The sequence below is a fragment of the Microbulbifer epialgicus genome, from assembly GCF_041447265.1.
GTDB lineage: Bacteria > Pseudomonadota > Gammaproteobacteria > Pseudomonadales > Cellvibrionaceae > Microbulbifer > Microbulbifer epialgicus.
Genome location: NZ_JBGMEK010000024.1, coordinates 39,013 through 56,418 on the forward strand (window position 1 = coordinate 39,013; position 17,406 = coordinate 56,418).

13 protein-coding genes are annotated in these 17,406 nt (G+C 46.2%); 8 read left to right on the forward strand and 5 right to left on the reverse strand.

What is annotated here, in order from left to right:
- Window positions 1-23: 23 nt before the first annotated feature.
- Both ACCI49_RS12110 and ACCI49_RS12115 read right to left on the reverse strand, forming a co-directional pair.
- Entirely contained in the window at window positions 24-3,068 is a 3,045-nt protein-coding gene (locus ACCI49_RS12110) for a DUF2339 domain-containing protein (RefSeq protein WP_371839257.1), read from the reverse strand.
- 630 nt (window positions 3,069-3,698) lie between these two features.
- Complete coding sequence (locus ACCI49_RS12115; RefSeq protein ID WP_371839258.1) at window positions 3,699-4,058, reverse strand: hypothetical protein; 360 nt, start codon at window positions 4,056-4,058, stop codon at window positions 3,699-3,701.
- Between the two features lie 436 nt (window positions 4,059-4,494).
- On the opposite strand from ACCI49_RS12115, the gene ACCI49_RS12120 reads away from it, so the two are divergent.
- From ACCI49_RS12120 to ACCI49_RS12145, 6 genes are all read left to right on the forward strand, one after another.
- Window positions 4,495-4,641, forward strand: a complete 147-nt coding sequence (locus ACCI49_RS12120) for a thioredoxin domain-containing protein (RefSeq protein WP_371839259.1) — start codon at window positions 4,495-4,497, stop codon at window positions 4,639-4,641.
- 139 nt (window positions 4,642-4,780) lie between these two features.
- Window positions 4,781-5,110, forward strand: coding sequence for a hypothetical protein (locus tag ACCI49_RS12125; protein WP_371839260.1), 330 nt, complete (start codon window positions 4,781-4,783; stop codon window positions 5,108-5,110).
- A gap of 1,110 nt (window positions 5,111-6,220) precedes the next feature.
- On the forward strand, window positions 6,221-6,877 hold the full coding sequence (locus tag ACCI49_RS12130; protein ID WP_371839262.1) for a hypothetical protein: 657 nt from the start codon (window positions 6,221-6,223) through the stop codon (window positions 6,875-6,877).
- Window positions 6,878-7,896: 1,019 nt separating this feature from the next.
- Entirely contained in the window at window positions 7,897-8,529 is a 633-nt protein-coding gene (locus tag ACCI49_RS12135) for a hypothetical protein (RefSeq protein ID WP_371839263.1), read from the forward strand.
- Window positions 8,530-9,017: 488 nt separating this feature from the next.
- Window positions 9,018-9,428 (forward strand): thioredoxin family protein, encoded by a 411-nt coding sequence (locus ACCI49_RS12140; RefSeq protein ID WP_371839264.1) that lies wholly within the window; start codon window positions 9,018-9,020, stop codon window positions 9,426-9,428.
- On the forward strand, window positions 9,421-10,122 hold the full coding sequence (locus tag ACCI49_RS12145; protein WP_371839265.1) for a cytochrome c biogenesis CcdA family protein: 702 nt from the start codon (window positions 9,421-9,423) through the stop codon (window positions 10,120-10,122). Before ACCI49_RS12140 ends, ACCI49_RS12145 begins: the two co-directional genes overlap by 8 nt.
- Window positions 10,123-10,305: 183 nt before the next feature.
- Here ACCI49_RS12145 and ACCI49_RS12150 read toward each other — a convergent pair whose 3' ends face one another.
- Complete coding sequence (locus ACCI49_RS12150) at window positions 10,306-11,430, reverse strand: alkene reductase (RefSeq protein ID WP_371839267.1); 1,125 nt, start codon at window positions 11,428-11,430, stop codon at window positions 10,306-10,308.
- 36 nt (window positions 11,431-11,466) lie between these two features.
- Window positions 11,467-12,957 (reverse strand): aldehyde dehydrogenase family protein, encoded by a 1,491-nt coding sequence (locus ACCI49_RS12155; RefSeq protein ID WP_371839268.1) that lies wholly within the window; start codon window positions 12,955-12,957, stop codon window positions 11,467-11,469.
- Window positions 12,958-13,099: 142 nt separating this feature from the next.
- Here ACCI49_RS12155 and ACCI49_RS12160 point away from each other — a divergent pair, with 142 nt between their 5' ends.
- Window positions 13,100-13,990, forward strand: a complete 891-nt coding sequence (locus ACCI49_RS12160) for a LysR family transcriptional regulator (protein WP_371839269.1) — start codon at window positions 13,100-13,102, stop codon at window positions 13,988-13,990.
- A gap of 126 nt (window positions 13,991-14,116) precedes the next feature.
- Here the strand turns inward: ACCI49_RS12160 and ACCI49_RS12165 are convergent, their stop codons facing one another.
- The gene (locus ACCI49_RS12165) at window positions 14,117-16,291 is read right to left on the reverse strand and encodes a winged helix-turn-helix domain-containing protein (protein ID WP_371839270.1); all 2,175 of its coding nucleotides are present in this window, start codon (window positions 16,289-16,291) and stop codon (window positions 14,117-14,119) included.
- Window positions 16,292-16,511: 220 nt separating this feature from the next.
- Here ACCI49_RS12165 and ACCI49_RS12170 point away from each other — a divergent pair, with 220 nt between their 5' ends.
- Window positions 16,512-17,357 (forward strand): alpha/beta hydrolase, encoded by an 846-nt coding sequence (locus ACCI49_RS12170; protein WP_371839271.1) that lies wholly within the window; start codon window positions 16,512-16,514, stop codon window positions 17,355-17,357.
- The last annotated feature ends 49 nt before the right edge of the window (window positions 17,358-17,406 follow it).

Sequence of the window (17,406 nt, forward strand, 5' to 3'; positions counted from 1 at the left end):
CCTGTTACCGGTTGACAGGCCGCCTATTGAGGCAGCCTGTTCCGGGATAAGAACCTCTGATACTGAAACGCTGCCCCCAGCATACACAGGCCCACCAGCATACAAACCACAATCTTCTGTATCAGTGAGAAGTCCTGCATATCCCAGAGCACAATCTTCAGTGCGGCTGTGCCGTACAAAACTAGTGAGAGCTTCAGTAATTTCTGAGTTTCTGGTTTCAGGGTCTGGAACAGCAACAGCGTTGCATGCACCACCAGGGCAAAGGATATTGCCGGCAGCCACATGGTTTCTAGCAACTGCGCCAAAAGGGCGATATAAACAGGGATCGCTGTCAAGTGCAGCGCCCATAAGTTAAACAGCCTGCGGTCAGGCCATACGGCTCTATTGGCGAAGAAGCGCTGATAAACCAGCAGCGAAGCAATTCCCAGGGCCACCAAGTTATACAGCCCCAACATCGGTGCCTTACTGGAATTGGCAATTACTGCTGTAACTTGCAGCAAGGTAATAAACTCAAACAGGCGCAGACTCAGCATATAAAGCGGGGTCAACTGGTTGCGTAGCGGCGCTAATTTGGGTTTAAAAATATACAGACCGGCGAAGTACAGCTGGCCTAGTAAAAGTGCCAGTGCAAAGTCCCGGCTTAGGGCATAGCTAATAATAAGTAGCGTTGCCGCAAGATAGTAAAAGGCCAATGGGAAGAGTGGCTTAAGTACCCGATGCAGGGTTAACTGCCAGTCATGCCCGGCTGCCTTTCGCCGCAACCCCTGACCGATCCACAATAGCGCAGCCATTGATACCAGCCCCAACAGCAAGCCACTCATGGCAAACCCTTGCCAGTTGGCAAATTCCTGCAGGACACAACTGATTATTGTTACAAAGCTTGCGCCTGTGATCAAGATTCGCAGTTCCTGTTTCAATACCTCCAGTTTCAGGCGGGTATAGAGTACTAGGGCGATAGCGCAAGACAGCCAAACGGCGATGGGGAAGTAGCCGTTGGCCTTATAAAGTACTGTCGGCAGGAAAAATATTGGTACCAGAGCGTAAAACAGCTTGCGCAAATTGAGTGCCAGAGAGAAGCCTGTGGACTGCATATTCAGGTGTTTGTACAGAGCTGCAATCATCCACAAGCTAAGGAAAGCCTCCACACTAGCAATCTTCCCGTAAGGTATTTGATCATAGAAATGTAAGTTACCCACAACCGACGCACTCGCCAACAGCGGGACAAACAGCAGCAAGTAATGACTGAGTCCAAACCATTCACTAAATGCTGAGCCAGTGCGCTGGCCGCGCCAGATCAAAAAGCCCATCGGCAGCAGGGCAAGCAGCCACATGCCCTGAGGCCAGAGGATTCCGACCGATAGCAGGAAGCTTGCGGATAAAAACACCACAAAAGCGTTATCTGCGAAAGTGGTTAAATGGTGCTCAGCAGCAGTAATTCGGTCTGCGCAGTGCTGCAATAGCCGGGTTAATGTGAAGGCTGCCGCACAGAGTGCCAGCCAGTTACCCCAGCCAGCATCTGCGCTCAACGACAGCAGCACTGGTGCGGGAACAATTCCGCCAGCTACCCAGGCCAGAGCTTGCCACAGCATAGTAAGGCCTGCTGCAGTAAGGGCGATGTAACCCTCGCTTCGCACGCTGATAAAACCAAAACGGGCACCGAGAAAAATCAGCAGCAATCCCTCAAGGCACCAGACAATCCCCAGTAACGCGGGGCTGCACAACGCCAGGATTGCCAAGCCTGCCAGTAACCCACCGTGTAGTAGAGCCATACTCTGTACAACACGCGCGGAAATACTGGCAGTGTTGTAGCCAAACAGCCAGCGTGAATAAATGGCCAGTGCCATCCAGGGCAGAAGGTTCAGCAGCCACACAATGCCCAAGGTATTGCTACTGGGGGCCATGGACCAGCTGATGTGGATAAACAGCACCAGATTTATGGCAATAATAATCAGGCGCCTTCGCTCCAGCCCCTTGGATTCTATTAATTCAGAACGCAGTCCTCGTAAAGCGTAGTGAGCAAAGCCATAAAAGAAGCCGTGCAATATCAACAATGGCCCCCAGGTAGATGCAGCCTCATCTAGGTTTGAGATCGAAAATTCAAACATGGCGGCGCTCAGTACCATGGTTACTATCGCAAGCTGTGGCCAGCGTATCTGCCTGGACAAATGCAGCATGGCTAGGGCGAGTGCTAATAAATAGCTGAGATAAACAAGCGCTGAAGGGTCAAAATGATTCGCCACTAAAGGCATGGTGGCTCCACCCAGCAGGGTCACCATGGATACCACTCGTGTTACAAATAATAGAGCGAGTAAGTACGAGAGCCCTGTCGTAATCACCAATAGGCCGATGCCAACAGAAATAGACACCAACTGGTAGTAGGGCCCAGCAAAGTACCCACACAGGTAGAGAAGAATCACCCCGAGTGCTATCAACCCGGAGCCGTAGTCGGCCATATAGGGCATACGTCGGCTAAAAGTCACACCACCAAAAGTTGTTGCAGCCGCGACCAGAAAGCCCAGGGTAATCTTACCGGTCGAGCCCAAATAGTTGTTGAAAGAGAACTGCAGCAAGTATGCAAAGCCAAACACCAGCGCCAGTATGCCGGCAGCGGTCATAAAGAATATCGGGGCTTTACCCTGGCGCTGGTAATGGCGATAAAAGTTTGCAAGGGGCTCCCACACACGATTGAGTGGTTCCAGGGCTGGTGTCAATAGGCTGGCCAGCCCTTCTTGTAACCATGGGGTGGCTACTGACGCTTTTCCGGCTTTTTGAGGAGGTGATTTGGGTCCAGAAGATATAAGTTCGGGTGATGCTGTTGCAGAGGCTATGGGTGCTGGATGAGCTTGCTCAACGGTTTGGCGGGGCTCGGAGGGGGTGCCCATAAGTAGGGCCAACTCATCCTCTAATTCCGCAGTGCTTTCTGCCAGGGGTTCTTTTTGCGCTGTATCATCACGCCTCAGTTGCGCTTCGAGCGCCGATAGCCGCCGCTCAAAGGTCTCCAGTCGGCGCTGATTGTCCCGCTCCAGCAGGGCCAGCTCTGCACGAAGCGATAGCAGTTCAGTTTCCATAATTTGCTCTTATCATTTTGATCGAGACTATCCTGTGTCTATTCCCGCGACAAGTGCATAGTTAGCCACAAGGATCTACCCGATCATTCTTTTATCATCTTCCTGCAATATGCTTAAGCAAGCAAAGGTAAAGTCCAGCACAGGCAAGGGTACTTTCTCCTCAAACTGGTAGAGCCCATTCACAACTGCTTTTACAACGGAAAGCTTTGGCCTTAGTATTGCTGGAATAGGAATACGAGAAATAGATACTGAACGCTGCAACCATTGCCAGCCACCACTCGCCGTTGAAACCTGACCAGGCCAGTGGACTCAATTCAGTAACCACCTTGTTGATCAGTCTTTACTGGGTAAAATTTTGAAGTGACGGTACGGGTATTGGCAAAAATGCGAGGCTAGGTCAGTTATTCCGATGATTGATGGATTTCTACAGCGAAAGGCACCTTGCCAGACTATGCCGGCTCCCCAGTTTGCGCGTCCTTCGTCGTTCAATTCACCTCGCAATTCCTGAGCTAAAGCCTCTCCGTATAGCTTGGCACCCTGCGTATGCAGAAGCTGTAAAAGCGGGTTCAGCTTTCTGTAATCAGGCCCAAACCAGTTCACAATCGCATTTTTACTGGCCTCTTGCAGTGTTTATGCCTTAGGGCGCACAACGGCCTGCATTGAGCAGTAGATGGTTTTATTACAGTCTTTAACCAGAAATTCCGAATACTCTGAGATCACCTGGGACACCACCAAGTTGGACAACTTGGCCACCTCCGCCAACTCCTCCTTGCAGCCAGCAATATTGGCCGCATTGGAGATGGCAGGATCGTAACTAGTTTTGTGGGAAAAGTTCCTCTCCTCTTCGCCTCGGCGGCTGCGTTGAATGCTCTGGTAAGCCTCTTTGTCGGCATCCACGATATCCCCAATAACCCGGCCCGGTTTGACTTCAAGTTTCATGCAGGAGGCGGCGGCGAGAGCAATGGCCATTGGGACAAAGAGTTTTTTCATTTTATGACCTGAATCCATCTGAATTGAATACCGCTGTAGAGCTTTTGGACACACATGTTACTGTCGCAAAAATTACCTGCGGGATCTTATAAGTATATTGTCAGCAATCAAGTGAGTAAGTGGATAGATAGACTCTACAGGTGGCGTAATAACCCTGCCGGCAATGGGAATCCTTAGATATGTCGTGGTTCTTAGAATTTCAGGTGTAGATGAGATACCCAATGAAATAGCTATCAAATGTATGAATTTGCTACCTGGTATAACCAAGCTAGGAAAGCAACCAAACTTGCCGTTTCATCAAGGCTTGCATCTTTTCATCTGGGATATCACTAGCTTGAAAGTTCTTCACGGCGCGTGGCTACTTTACTGCTCGCTGTGCCCTTTGCATTAACTGGAGAGGCTTTCTCCGTAGAGCGGTTTAAAAGAGCTCCAAGCCGTGAAGCAGCCTGTATTGAAAGATGTGCGGGCAGATTGGTGTCCTACTTGTAAGAAGCTGGGCATGATTCTTGCGCAGTTCCAGAAAGATAACTTCCTGTGGGGCCTCACAATCCAAAATGTGGATTTCGATAAGCAAAGAGAGTGAGTAAAGTGTTTCCGTGCGCTGAGGCAATCATCCTTGTTGCTCTAACGTGGCGACAAGCAGGTTCGGTTCAGTGTTGCTGAAACCCGCGCCGATGTAATTCGCCAGATTACCTTTAACACAGTTAAGGCCTGCGGAGAAAATGTTTGAACTCAATGCTATCTCGCTGGCTTTGATTGTGGGCACACTTAGCATTCTCTCGCCCCGTGATTGGCCACTGGTGTCTATGGTGGTTGGTGCTTCCAGCAGTGCAGGGCACTGGGGCCCTTATGCGCTCGCAATAGGACTCAGCCTGTCATTTGCCCTGGCTGGTAATTTGCTGAGTTTCCTGTTGGTCTCTTTAGGCTTTGACCCAGAGCTATTCCGTTACATTGCTGCAATCCTGCTGGTAGCTGTTGCCCTTGTGCTGCTTTTCCGACTAGGTGACTCAATATTTGTCGAAAAGCACCGTAGGGAAGAGCATTACAGGTGATAGTGCCTGGATGGGGCAGTTTGGTATCAGCCGCCTTACAAGAATAATTTAGTTGCCTTGCGTAGGCCCCACCTTGGGTGCGGCAATTACTTTTGCTTCCGACTTTGCCAAGGATTTATCTGACCCAATTTATTAACGCTGTCCTTACCGACGATCGCCAATAATTGAATCAGCCGATAGCCTATACTGGTAATGTGTATCCAGCGACTCAATACTTGCCATGTCTTTTGCCAAGCCTCTTTCACTCCCCACGATTGTTTCAATTCATGGAATGGAGTTTCTATCGCCCAGTGTTAGTTGTAGCTCTCAATTACCTCGTTCACCTTCAAACTGGTGTTTGTGAAGAGTAGCAATCATATAGCTTTCAAGTATTATTTTTTCCCATGCCAATATTTGTACCAAACTGCCCACCTAAGAATTGTGTCATGAGTGCCTTGCTGCGATAGCGTCCCTTTTGCTCTCGCCCATATAACCAGAAGGTAATCTCAGTGCTTTTCTGGTGTGCTATACGTCGTTTGTTATCTTCGAGACAGTGTACTTTATGTCAACCTATTGTTTGTCCCGTGAGGCTCTACACTCTAACTAAATAGAATGATTCAAAAAGAGTATTCTCAATTGGAATTAGAAATATTTCACAAAAAATTTGTATGCTATATAAGCAATGTTAAGATGCATCTAATTTTTAAGTGCTAGACTGACTTGAGGTTTCAGATAGGGAAAAATTTTTTTTGATCAATAAAGAATTAATTGGAGAATCAATTACCTTTAGCTATTTATTGTTTTATAGTTCTAAATGTAAAGATGAGAATTACTTTTTTCTAAAGTAATTTCCTGTTTTTGGAGTCCTTATATTATGTATCTGCCAGTAATTTCAGTCATTAACTTTTCAACTAATTTGAACGACCAGCAGATTCAAGATGCGATACGGGCCCTGAACCGGCAAGTAACTGAGGATTTTATGCCTATCTGGGGCTCAGGACGCATACTAAAACTTCACGCTCCTCCTTTCATCCTAGTGATTCTCCTGCGCCCAATAATATTCTTCAGGAGGATCCTGTTCGTGGCTCTGCTGTAATTTACTTAGTAGACGAAGCGACTCTTCCTGGGGCATTGGGATACCATTCTCTAAATAATAGAGAAACTCCATTTGGCTTCGTCTTCACTGATTTTTTAGAAAACTGGACGGTCACTTTCTCTCATGAATTTTTAGAGATGATAGTTGACCCTATCGCTAACATTCTTGTTCCGGGGCCAGATCCTCGCCATCCAGATGCACTTGCCTTGCATGCTTATGAGGTGTGCGATGCAGTAGAGCGATTTAGCTATTCTATAGATAATATTGAGGTCTCTAACTTCGTTACCCCCAATTATTTCGTTCAAGGTGAGCCTCTCGGAACCCGTAATGACTTCCTTGGAGTTGGCGTAGAATCCTTTGGAATTACAGAGGGCAGTCATATTGCTTACTTGGATTTAGTATCTGGTCAATGGGAGACCGAAATTGGTGAAGCGCGTAGACAATCAGCTCTTGAAAAGGCCCGAATTGATGCCATGCGCTGTAAAGAACGATATCGCCCTAGTAGTGATGAACTGAATTCTATTCTACTTAGTTGCAAAAAAATTTATAAAGGTATGGATCAAATTGAAGGTGTCACTCGTCGAGATCGTTATCGCAGCTGTGCATCAAAAATTGATAGGATGATTGAAACTCATCAACTAGTACAAGAGCCAAGCCAAAAAGTAAATTTACAAAGGCCCGCAAGGCATTAAGCACGCTTTACATTGTGCTGTTTATAAATCAGCCATTCTTCTAAATCAACTTCTGCCCAATATTTGGGTGGAAGTTGAAAATTTAGTGCTTAATCATAACCGTATTTTCAATGCTGATTGCTTTTGAGATATTGGCGGAGTCATCCACGAGCGTACCCACAATAGATTTAGATTAGCATATTCAAAGATATGCATAAATGTCATTATGATTTAGTAGGAGATAAAAGTACTATAGTTGATGGCCGCACCGTAACCCTATTTTGTGGGGATGGAATTTCTTCAGATAGAGATGTTATAAATATAGTAGGTATGGCATTGGGTTTTGATGATCAATGTGGTCGGTCAAGAATTGAGCTGGTAATGAGGCAGAAGGATGGTGAGGTTGTATGGATAGAGCAGATTATACCTAGATTTCCACAACAACCGACACACTTAGAGATAGCGAAGGAGGCCGCTGGGTGTAGGCTGGTTAGCTTATGTACAAATAAGCCAGGAATACCATGGGAACCCATAATTAAGCAATGTGTAAAACCATAATCTTCGATAATGTGGTGAATTCGTGGATCATCAGTTGATCGCACGGAAACTAGTTTCAATATATATTTTGGCAAGCCGTATCCTTCTTGGAAGTTAAGGTTGAACGAAAATACCAACGAGCTACAGAGGCGTTTCTTCCTGAAAAGGAAAAATATTGGCTACTGCTTAGAAAACAGATTGACGATGCGGTATTCCATATAAATACCCGGCCTGTAAACATGTTAAATAACTTGAGCCTACTAGAAATTATGGTAAGTGTGTGTCGCTTATGTTGGCAATCTAGCGTCCGCTGGGTAGGGCTTGAAGACCAGAGTTGCTGCGTTGCAGTTCTTGCAAAGAGCTAAGGCCATTCACTGCGAACTGCGCCTAACCTCTGAAGCCTTCAAATCCCTCAGAGATATAATGAAATCATTCAGAGGCACCCAAGTATTCGGTGTCTGCTATAACGAGACTCACTGTGACTAAAAAGTCTGGTCTCCTTTATGCGCCATATAGATACTGGAACTATTGCAATAAGACATAGCCGGCTTCGGCGACTTGAAAACTTTATTGATGTCGCTTATGCCCTTCTATTCGTCAACTTCGTCTTATACCTTCCTTCCGGGGAGGATATGGCTTGGACAAAGCTTGAGTTTGGTCTTCTAAGCCTTTTACTGGAACATTCTCAAGAACTTTTCCGCCTGTTTATTGCTGTCGGGTTAACTCTGGTGCAGTGGAACCTGACGCATAAATTACTTGGGCCGGTTGAACAATCCAATAATGTACATACTTCGCTGGTGTTATTGCAGCAAGTGGTCGTGTGTTTTTATCTCTATTTTGCGATTAGTGACCCCAAGTTAGTCAGTATCTCATCCACCGTAGGTCAGAGCGTATGCCTTGCGCTATCAGGATTTATCGGGATTGCAGCCTGGCAGTATGCTCGTAAGCAGGGTTTCGCCAATACATCCTTGACCAGCAAGGAAAAAGATAACGTGCTTAAAAGCGCTATTACTGAGCCAACTGTCGCAGTACTGACTATTGGTCTTGCATTCATCAGTCCTGTAGTTTGGTCTTTGGGTTGGCTGATCATTCCACTGCTACTGGTAGTAATACAAAAAAGAATTGGCCGAAAGTGAAAAGCTATTAATTCAGCTTTGTACTAAAAAGGGGGAAGGAAAGAATACTCCGCGCTCGGGACCGCATGAGGCACGGATGCCGATTATGAGCTTACAGGGATGTACTCACAGCGCGTCTCGAGTGCAGAGTATTCTTTACTTCTGACCCAGTAGTATATCCATCTTAACTCACTGCTCAGTCTCTTGGACTAACTTCACTTTCTACATCTTATTTTCCTGGTCTGCTAGTTAACCAGGATTCTGGCATTCTTGTATGGTGGTGAGAAAAACAGCGAAATTCGTTTCACTATAAAACAACTCGGATAATGCACGGGATAGTAGTAAAGCTTTGGCAAATGTAAAAGGTACAAGTAAGAGTCAACAAAGAGCTTATGAAATTCTTAGCCATCAAGTGTAATGAATTGTCGGTTTCACCGACTAAGGTTGCGATGCACCCAATTTTACCTTTCCACTGGGGTGTTTATTTTAATACTGAGGATATGATAAGCATGAAAGTACTTCGCCTACTCCTACCCAGCCTGCTCGTAACATCCCTCCTTCTCACCGTGCCCTTCGCATCAGCCGGAGAGCCTTTCTCCGAAGAGCGCTTCAAAGAGCTGCAAGCTGCCAAGCAACCCGTATTGATTGATGTGCGGGCAGACTGGTGCCCTACCTGCAAGAAGCAGGGCATAATTCTTGCGCAGTTCCAGAAAGATAACCCCCAGTGTGGCCTCACAATCCTTAATGTGAATTTCGACAAGCAAAAAGAGTGGGTAAAGCATTTCCGTGCGCCCAGGCAGTCAACTCTGCTGCTCTATCGTGGGGACAAGCAGGTATGGTTCAGTGTTGCTGAAACACGCGCTGATGTTATTCGCCAGAATATCTTTAACTCAGTTAAGGCCTGCGGCGAAAATGCTTGAAGTCAGCGCCACCCCCCTGGCCTTGATTGCGGGCACACTTAGTATTCTCTCCCCCTGTGTTTGGCCACTGGTGCCAATGGTGGTTGGCGCCTCCAGCAGTGCTGGGCGCTGGGGGCCTTATGCGCTCGCCGTAGGGCTCAGCTTGTCATTTGCCCTGGCTGGAACTGTGCTGAGTTTCCTGCTGGTCTCTTTAGGGCTGGACCCAGAGCTATTTCGTTATATCGCGGCAATCCTGCTTGTAGCCGTTGCCCTTATTCTGCTGATCAAACCATTTTCCGACTGGGTGACTCTGCGTTTGTCGAAAGTTACCGCAGGGGCGAGTATTATTGGTGATGGCGCCTGGGCCGGGCAGTTTGGTATCGGCTTTCTCACCGGAATTATTTGGTTGCCCTGCGTAGGTCCGACGCTAGGTGCAGCAATCGCGCTTGCTTCCATGGGCCAGCAATTAGGCCAGTCATTTATGGTGATGTTTTCTTTTGGGCTTGGTACCGGCGCTGCGCTACTGGTGGCAGGCGGGCTATCACGGAAAATTTATAGCCGCTTATCACCATCAGTTGGTGCTTTTGCTGTTGGTGGCAAAGTAGCACTTGGTGCCATACTTTTGTTGCTTGGGATTATGGTGTTGAGTGGCCTTGATAAAGTCCTGGAAACCTGGGCTTCGAACTGGATGCCCGAGTGGACTTTTAGTTTTTAATAATCACCTCGAAGTAAATCACTATTTAGTCGAGGTGTCCAAAGCGATTAATAGTTATTTTAGTGTCTGGAAAAAACTGAAAATTACCTCAGGAATCCAAGAAGTTTTACGAGTAAGTTTAAAGCCCCAGTAACCTTCAATTACTGGGGCTTTTTTTATATCCTGTTAAGGAACTGTTAAAAATTATGGCTGGTAAGAAGGGTAATCGGTATAGCCTTTATCGGTACCGCCATACATGGTTTCCGGGTCAACCTTATTAAGAGTCCAATCATTGCGAATACGTTTGGGAAGGTCCGGATTGGCAATGAAAGGGCGGCCAAAACCAAAGATATCTCCGTTACCCGCCTGCAGCACCCGCAAAGCCTTCTCTGGGGAATACTTGCCGGCATACATGATGCGCCCGCCAAAGATATCTCGTACTTCCTGGTAGAAATTCTCAGGTAAATCCGGTGCATTATCCCAATCCGCTTCTGCTAAAGATAGGTAAGCAATTCCCGCCTCGTTCAATAGTTTGATTGCTTCGATATAAGTTGTGTGTGGGCCACTCTCCACTAGGCCAAGATAAACACGGTCCTCATCGGTACTTTCAAACAGCGGAGCAAATCGAACGCCGAGTCGATCATTGCCTACCTCTGCTGATACCGCTGCAACAATCTCTTTGAGAAAACGCAGTCGGTTCTCCAGGCTACCGCCATACTCGTCTTCGCGTTGATTGGTATGTTCAGAAATAAACTGGTTTACAAGATAACCATTGGCACAATGCAGCTCAACGCCGTCAAAGCCTGCTTCCAAAGCATTGCGTGCTGCCTGGGCATAGATCTGCACCAGTTCTTTAACTTCTTCTGTTGTCAGTGCACGAGGTTCACTGGGATCAGCCAAAGCACCTTGCCCTGGCCCTGTCTCAATAAATACCTTTACCGCATCTGCACGAATTGCAGACGGCGCAACAGGAGCCGTTCCACCCGGTTGTAGTGATGTGTGGGATACACGCCCCACATGCCAAAGCTGGGCAAAAATAATACCGCCAAGATCGTGTACGGCTTTGGTCACTTTTTTCCAGCCTTCGATCTGGTCCTGTGAATAAATTCCGGGAGTCCAGGCATAACCCTGGCCGCGGGGCTCAATTTGCGTGCCCTCTGTAACCATAAAGCCCGCACCAGCTCGCTGAGCATAGTAGTTGGCCATCAGATCATTAGCGATGTTACCGGGCTGTGAACTACGCGATCGGGTAAGCGGCGGCAGCACAATGCGGTTTTTCAGGGTGTAAGGGCCCAGGTTGATTTCACTGAATAGTGCTTCGTTTTTCATAACTACTTTCCTGCTAAAAGCTTATTGCAGTGAGGCTTAAAAAAGACCGTAGGGCTTTTCATTAAGGCTGATAAAGATATTCTTCTTCTGCGTGTAGGCATCAATAATCGATTTATGGGTTTCACGCCCGATACCGGATTTCTTATAACCGCCGAACGGTGCATGGGCAGGGAGTTCATGATAGATATTCACCCACATGCGGCCTGTTTCCACGGCTCGTGCAACGCGCAGTGCACGGTTTATATCCTGAGTCCAAACAGCACCTGCCAAGCCATAATCGGATTGGTTGGCCATCGCTATAACTTCCTCCTCAGAGGAGAATGGAATCACTACCACAACTGGGCCAAAGATTTCTTCTTGTGCGACTTTCATAGCGTTGTCGGCATGGGTAATAATTGTCGGCTCAATATAAAAACCCTTTTCCAATCCAGGTTTTTGCAGCCGCTTACCGCCGGTAAGGATCTTTGTACCTTCTTCTTTGGCAATATCTATGTAACCAAGAATACGGTTCATTTGCGCTTCACTAATCTGGCTGCCCATCTGTGTGTTGGGGTCCATCGGATCGCCGACATTCACGGCTTCAAACTTGGCTTTTAGTTCCGTAGTAAAACGCTCAACAATATCTTCGTGCACAAAAAGACGGGCACCAGACTCACAGACTTGTCCCTGGTTCAGCAGGATAGACAGGGCTCCGCCCTCCAGTGCTTTTTCCCAGTTTGTGTCGGGGAATACGATATTGGCCGACTTGCCACCCAGCTCCAATGTAGCTGGCACCAATTTATCAGCCGCAGCTTTGGCCACGTTATATCCGATGCCGGTAGACCCGGTGAAGGCCAGCTTCGCGACTTTAGGGTGATCCAGTAAAGCCTGGCCCGCTTCTGAGCCTACGCCGGTGACAACGTTCACCACACCATCTGGTAATACTTCTTTGAAAATCTTGGTCAGCTCCAGCAGGGTGGATGAAGTCATCTCGGATGGCTTAATCACTACTGTGTTACCGGTTGCGATAGCGGGTGCAATCTTCCAGGCGGCCATCAGCAGAGGGTAGTTCCATGGGATTACCTGACCGACTACACCCATTGGCTCGCTGAATACCAAGCTCATGGTTTGATCATCAATCATCACCGCTTCGTCGCTGTGAGAGCGGATAACCCCTGCAAAGTAGCGAAAGTGGTCTATGGCCAGTGGGATATCAATATTTGAAGTTTCGCGAATTGGCTTGCCGGTTTCCAATGCCTCAAGGTGGGCGAAAAATGCTTTCTTTTCTGAAAGCATGTCTGCAATTTTGAGCAGTGCATCCTGTCGTTCAATAGCGGAAGTAAGTTTCCAGGTGGGGAACGCCTTTTCTGCCGCAATGACAGCAGCATCGACATCACTTGAATCGGCCAACGGTATGCGAGTCAGTAATTCGCCTGTAGCAGGATTGAGGCTGTCCATCGTACGCCCCGAGTTGCTATTAACCCATTCACCACCAATAAATAATTTATAAGATTCCTGAGGAGCAAAGCGCTTAGTGGGTCGGCTCATATCTATCTCCAGATAATTAGAAGAGTAACTACTTGGGCTATTAAATAGCCCCAGCCAGATGTGGCTGTGCCTTACGATGGTGGGAATAATAGATAGGCAAAGATACAATTAGAAACAACTACTCTTTGTCCTGGTTACAAATATGAATGGTATAAGTCGGTTAGACCTGAAACAGCTACGTATATTGGAAGCGCTACTGCAAGAGAGAAACCTATCGCGGGTAGCGGAAAAGGTAGGGTTAACTCAGCAAGCAATCAGTGAACAGCTGCGTAAGTTGAGGGAAGTATTTGATGACCGTCTGTTCATTAGGCAAGGCAACGGCATGGTGCCCACTCCTATTGCCGAACAACTGGGCGGTAGGATCAGCAGCATTTTAAAGGATATAGAGTCACTGCTGACCCCAATAGCTTTTGACCCGGCAACCTATAAGGGGGTTTTTAGCATTAGCGCCACAGACTATGCGATTCAATCGGTACTACCCCAACTACTAGAGGTTGTCCGTAAATGTGCCCCGGAACTTAAAGTTATCGTCAGGGACTTTGAAACAGATAATCTCAATCAGTTAATGGTGGCTGGTGAGATCGATCTAGCGCTCACTTTCCCTGATTTCATCCCGGATGACTTGCCTTACAAACTGTTATTTGAAGAGCAACATGTTTGTATTGCAGGAAAAAAATCTCCTCTAAAGGGCAGGTCATTGACTTTGGCTGACGTAGCAGAGCTTCCACAATTGATTATTTCGCCTTCTCGCCCGAACTTGAGAGGGTCTCACGATGAATGGTTTGCTATGCAAGGACTAAAGCGCAATATCGTAATGTCAGTACCTTGCTTTTCAGCCGCACCAGATATTATTGCTGCCACTGACACAATTGCTTTTTACCCCTCAAGATTGTTGCCCAATAAGAAAGTGATTCCTCTCAATCTGGATACACAGACCCCAAAATTTGAAGTCATTGCAGCATGGCATAGCCGATCTAATCACAGCCAGCTCCATTTGTGGGTAGTTGATCAGCTTATGAAATTATTTACGTAGCTATGTAGTTCTTTAATTGAGCTTTAGCAATATTGAAGTCCGTATTATATCGTGATGGAATAGTAAGATGGTTTCTAGGAAACCATCTTATTTTTTTAGAAATAAAAAGAGTGTATTGTCGTAATGCTATTGCCGTAAGAAAAGCTCAGCCACTTCCTTTTTAGCGGCAACAACATAGGTAATCATCAGGTGCTCTTGATTAACATCGGTCAAGTAATCGATATCCCTATGCATGTTCCCTAAAATGGAAAAGTTATCGGTGTCGAGATTGTATGACCACAGCTGGTCGTCTCGATTGATTGAGTAAATCACACTCTCTTTGATAACAAATCTCTTTTCGCTACCTTGATCGGTTAGCTTCTCGATAAGCTGGTCTTCCGCGGCGCCAGGTTGCCAGAAGCGGTTCATATGATCTATATAGATCAACCGGCCATCTTTAGCTCTTTGGGCCCAGCTAACTGGTTTTTCATTGATAAACCTGGTCTCAAGGCTATCTAAATCGACTTCTGCAAACTGTGTAATCCCTTTAACCGTCAAGGATAGTAACGCTGAATTATCGATACTATCCCACTGGAAGAGCTGATCAACAGGCGCATTCAGGGGCAAGCCCTCTACACGGCCATCCAAGAAAATTTTATTGAGCTCATTATTGGCATTTACCAGAATACTTTCTCCATCGGCAGACCAATGGATACCGTCGATATTGGTATCGATTGGAAACTGAGATACCTGCCGTAAATCACTACTATCAGTTACCCACACCTGGTCTTCACCAGAGCGCCTGGAGGTAAACGCAATCAAGTTGCCATTGGGTTGGAAAATACCGTCATCCTCCCCGGAAATCGACCGTGTGGCGCTTGGGTAAATTGTGCTGACATCCTCTTCTGAAGGTGTGCTGCTAGCCCCAGGCAGGTTAAGCGGTATCGAGGCAATATCACTATCGTATTGCCCTTTAATAACCAGTGCTCTATGTCCACCTGGATGAAAGTCTGGAGAGCTGGCAGATTGGTCCAGAGGTAACTGAATTCTACTGACCTTGCCATCATAAGTGAGAGAGAAGAGTCGTCGCCCTGTACTAAAGATTAACTCATCTTTAAGCGGCGAAAAGTTAGGGGATATAGTCCTGCGCTGAGGGATTTCATCTGGATAGTCTACCGGATGGCTGGTTAAAAGCGCCCCCTTAGAATCCAGCATATCGATATAATGCCGGCCATCTTGATGATAGCTGGTGACGGCTATTAAATCGTCATCGATTGAATAATCAAAGTGGGCTAGGTTTCCCTCTTCCAGGTCATAAAGTACCTGACTGCTGTTATCACTCACGGAATATTTGATTAACCGCCAACGATCAGACTCTTTATGCAAAATAGCGAGATCATTGTTATTTAACCATGCCGGATTCTTAATGGCCGAGTTTTTACAGCGCATTAATACACTTGGCTGTTGCGGACTTACTAATGCCTCTTGGAAGTCCAGGCTTACCAGGTTGTAACAGGTATTCTGGGTTAGCGGTATGGTACAGTCTTCTTCTGAAATAAATACCAGTTTTTTGCCATCCGGAGATAATGTATGGCGGCCATAAGTACCCCATTCGGGAGTTAATTCCGTTTCCTGCTGAGTATGTATATTCCTGGCCCAGATTTTATTAACACAGAGCTTATCCAAATAACGATTAAATATAATATATTCACCATCAGGTGAATATGAGGGGCCAAACTCTTTGTGATCCGTAGCCGTTACTGCCTGTAATCGATCAAATATAAGCTGAGCGTTTTGCTTGGGTGAAGAGTAATTAAATCCAACAAATATCAATAATAGCATCCCGATTAGCGCAAATATTGGGAATCTATTTGGTTTAACTGACTGGGTTTGATAATCCGGATTACTTGGTTGTATATCTATTACAGGCTCAGGGGGTGCAGGGGGAGCAGGAGAGAGGGCGTTTTCTTCCGATACTGTCTTATCCTGTGGAATAGAATCACCATCTTGCCAAACAATATCACATTCCAGGCTATAACCTTGTTTGGCATGGGTTCTAATATAAGACTGCTGCTTTCGATCCTCGCCCAAGGCTTTTCTAAGTTGCGCAATACTTCTTTGCAGCGTATTTGGTGTGACTATTGTATCGGGCCAGACCTTAGATAGTAGCTCATCCTGGCTCACTACCTTTCGCTGATGCTTTGCCAAGTGGGTTAAGACAGCAAGGGCTTTTGGGGGGATAGTTTGTGATTGCTCATGTCGGGTGATCTGGTTTCTGGATAAATCAATAAAGAAGTCACCCACCCAATATTGTGAAGCCATTGATGTATCTACCTGAGCAAAATTTGAGCTGAATTTTTGCTATCGATACTAGCATAAACCCTGATTACATCTAAAGCGCGCCTTGTAACCTATTGATAAATAAGCACTTTATGCCAGCAGTAGAAAGTCATCGAAAAATCAGGAGCACTTCAGGTGTTTCACTGGCTCCTTGTTTAGATTGAGCGCTTCTCCGATCACATGTAACGGTATAAATACTGATATGAAAAAGCGTTTACTAGTCGCCTTTCTCCTGTTGCTACCTATCGCTGCCCTTGAAGCAGGTGAGCATAAGGCCCTGGAGTTATCCACAATCCAAATAATACCCATTCAGGACTCCAGCAATAATAGAGAATACGAGCTGTTTATTAAGCTGCCTGAAAAATACGAGGAGAGTGATACTAATAAGCATCCGGTTATTTACTATACAGACGCTTTATGGGCGGTTGAAATGCTATCTGCCACTACTGAATACGCACTAGAAGATGCCATTTTGGTGGGTATTAGTTGGCAGAAGGATATGGCCGGTGCTGAAAAAGAATGGTCGAGTCGATATCGGGACTTTAAACCGGCAGTTCTCTCTAATAAAAAAGATAAAAAATCATATAAAGGAGAGGCCCATCAGTATCTCGCCTTTATAAGAAATGACGTTATTAAGTATATCGAAAGCAATTACCGCGCAAATCCAGATAACCGTACTTATTTCGGTTACTCATTCGGGGGGCTCTTTGGGGTTTATGCCTTAATAAGCCAACCGGATACTTTTCAAAACTACATTATCGGTAGCCCATCAAGATTGATAGGCACTTATATGGATTCTCGACTTGAATCAGAGCCTAACAAACCATTGATGGATATACCCAAGCAAACAAACGTATTTATTGCTTACGGAGAATTAGAGAAGGAACTGGGCGCTACGGTAGAAAGGTTCGTTAGTGAGTTAAAGGACCAAGAATTGGCTAACTTAACTCTGGAGCCGGCAGTTATCGAATCGGCGAATCACACTACAGCATTCCCAAAGACATCAGTTCGCAGTATTTATTGGCTTGCCGATAAGCTGAAACACTAGTCAATAGTATATCGAGTCTTATTAATTAAAAATTAAATTTGGGATCTAA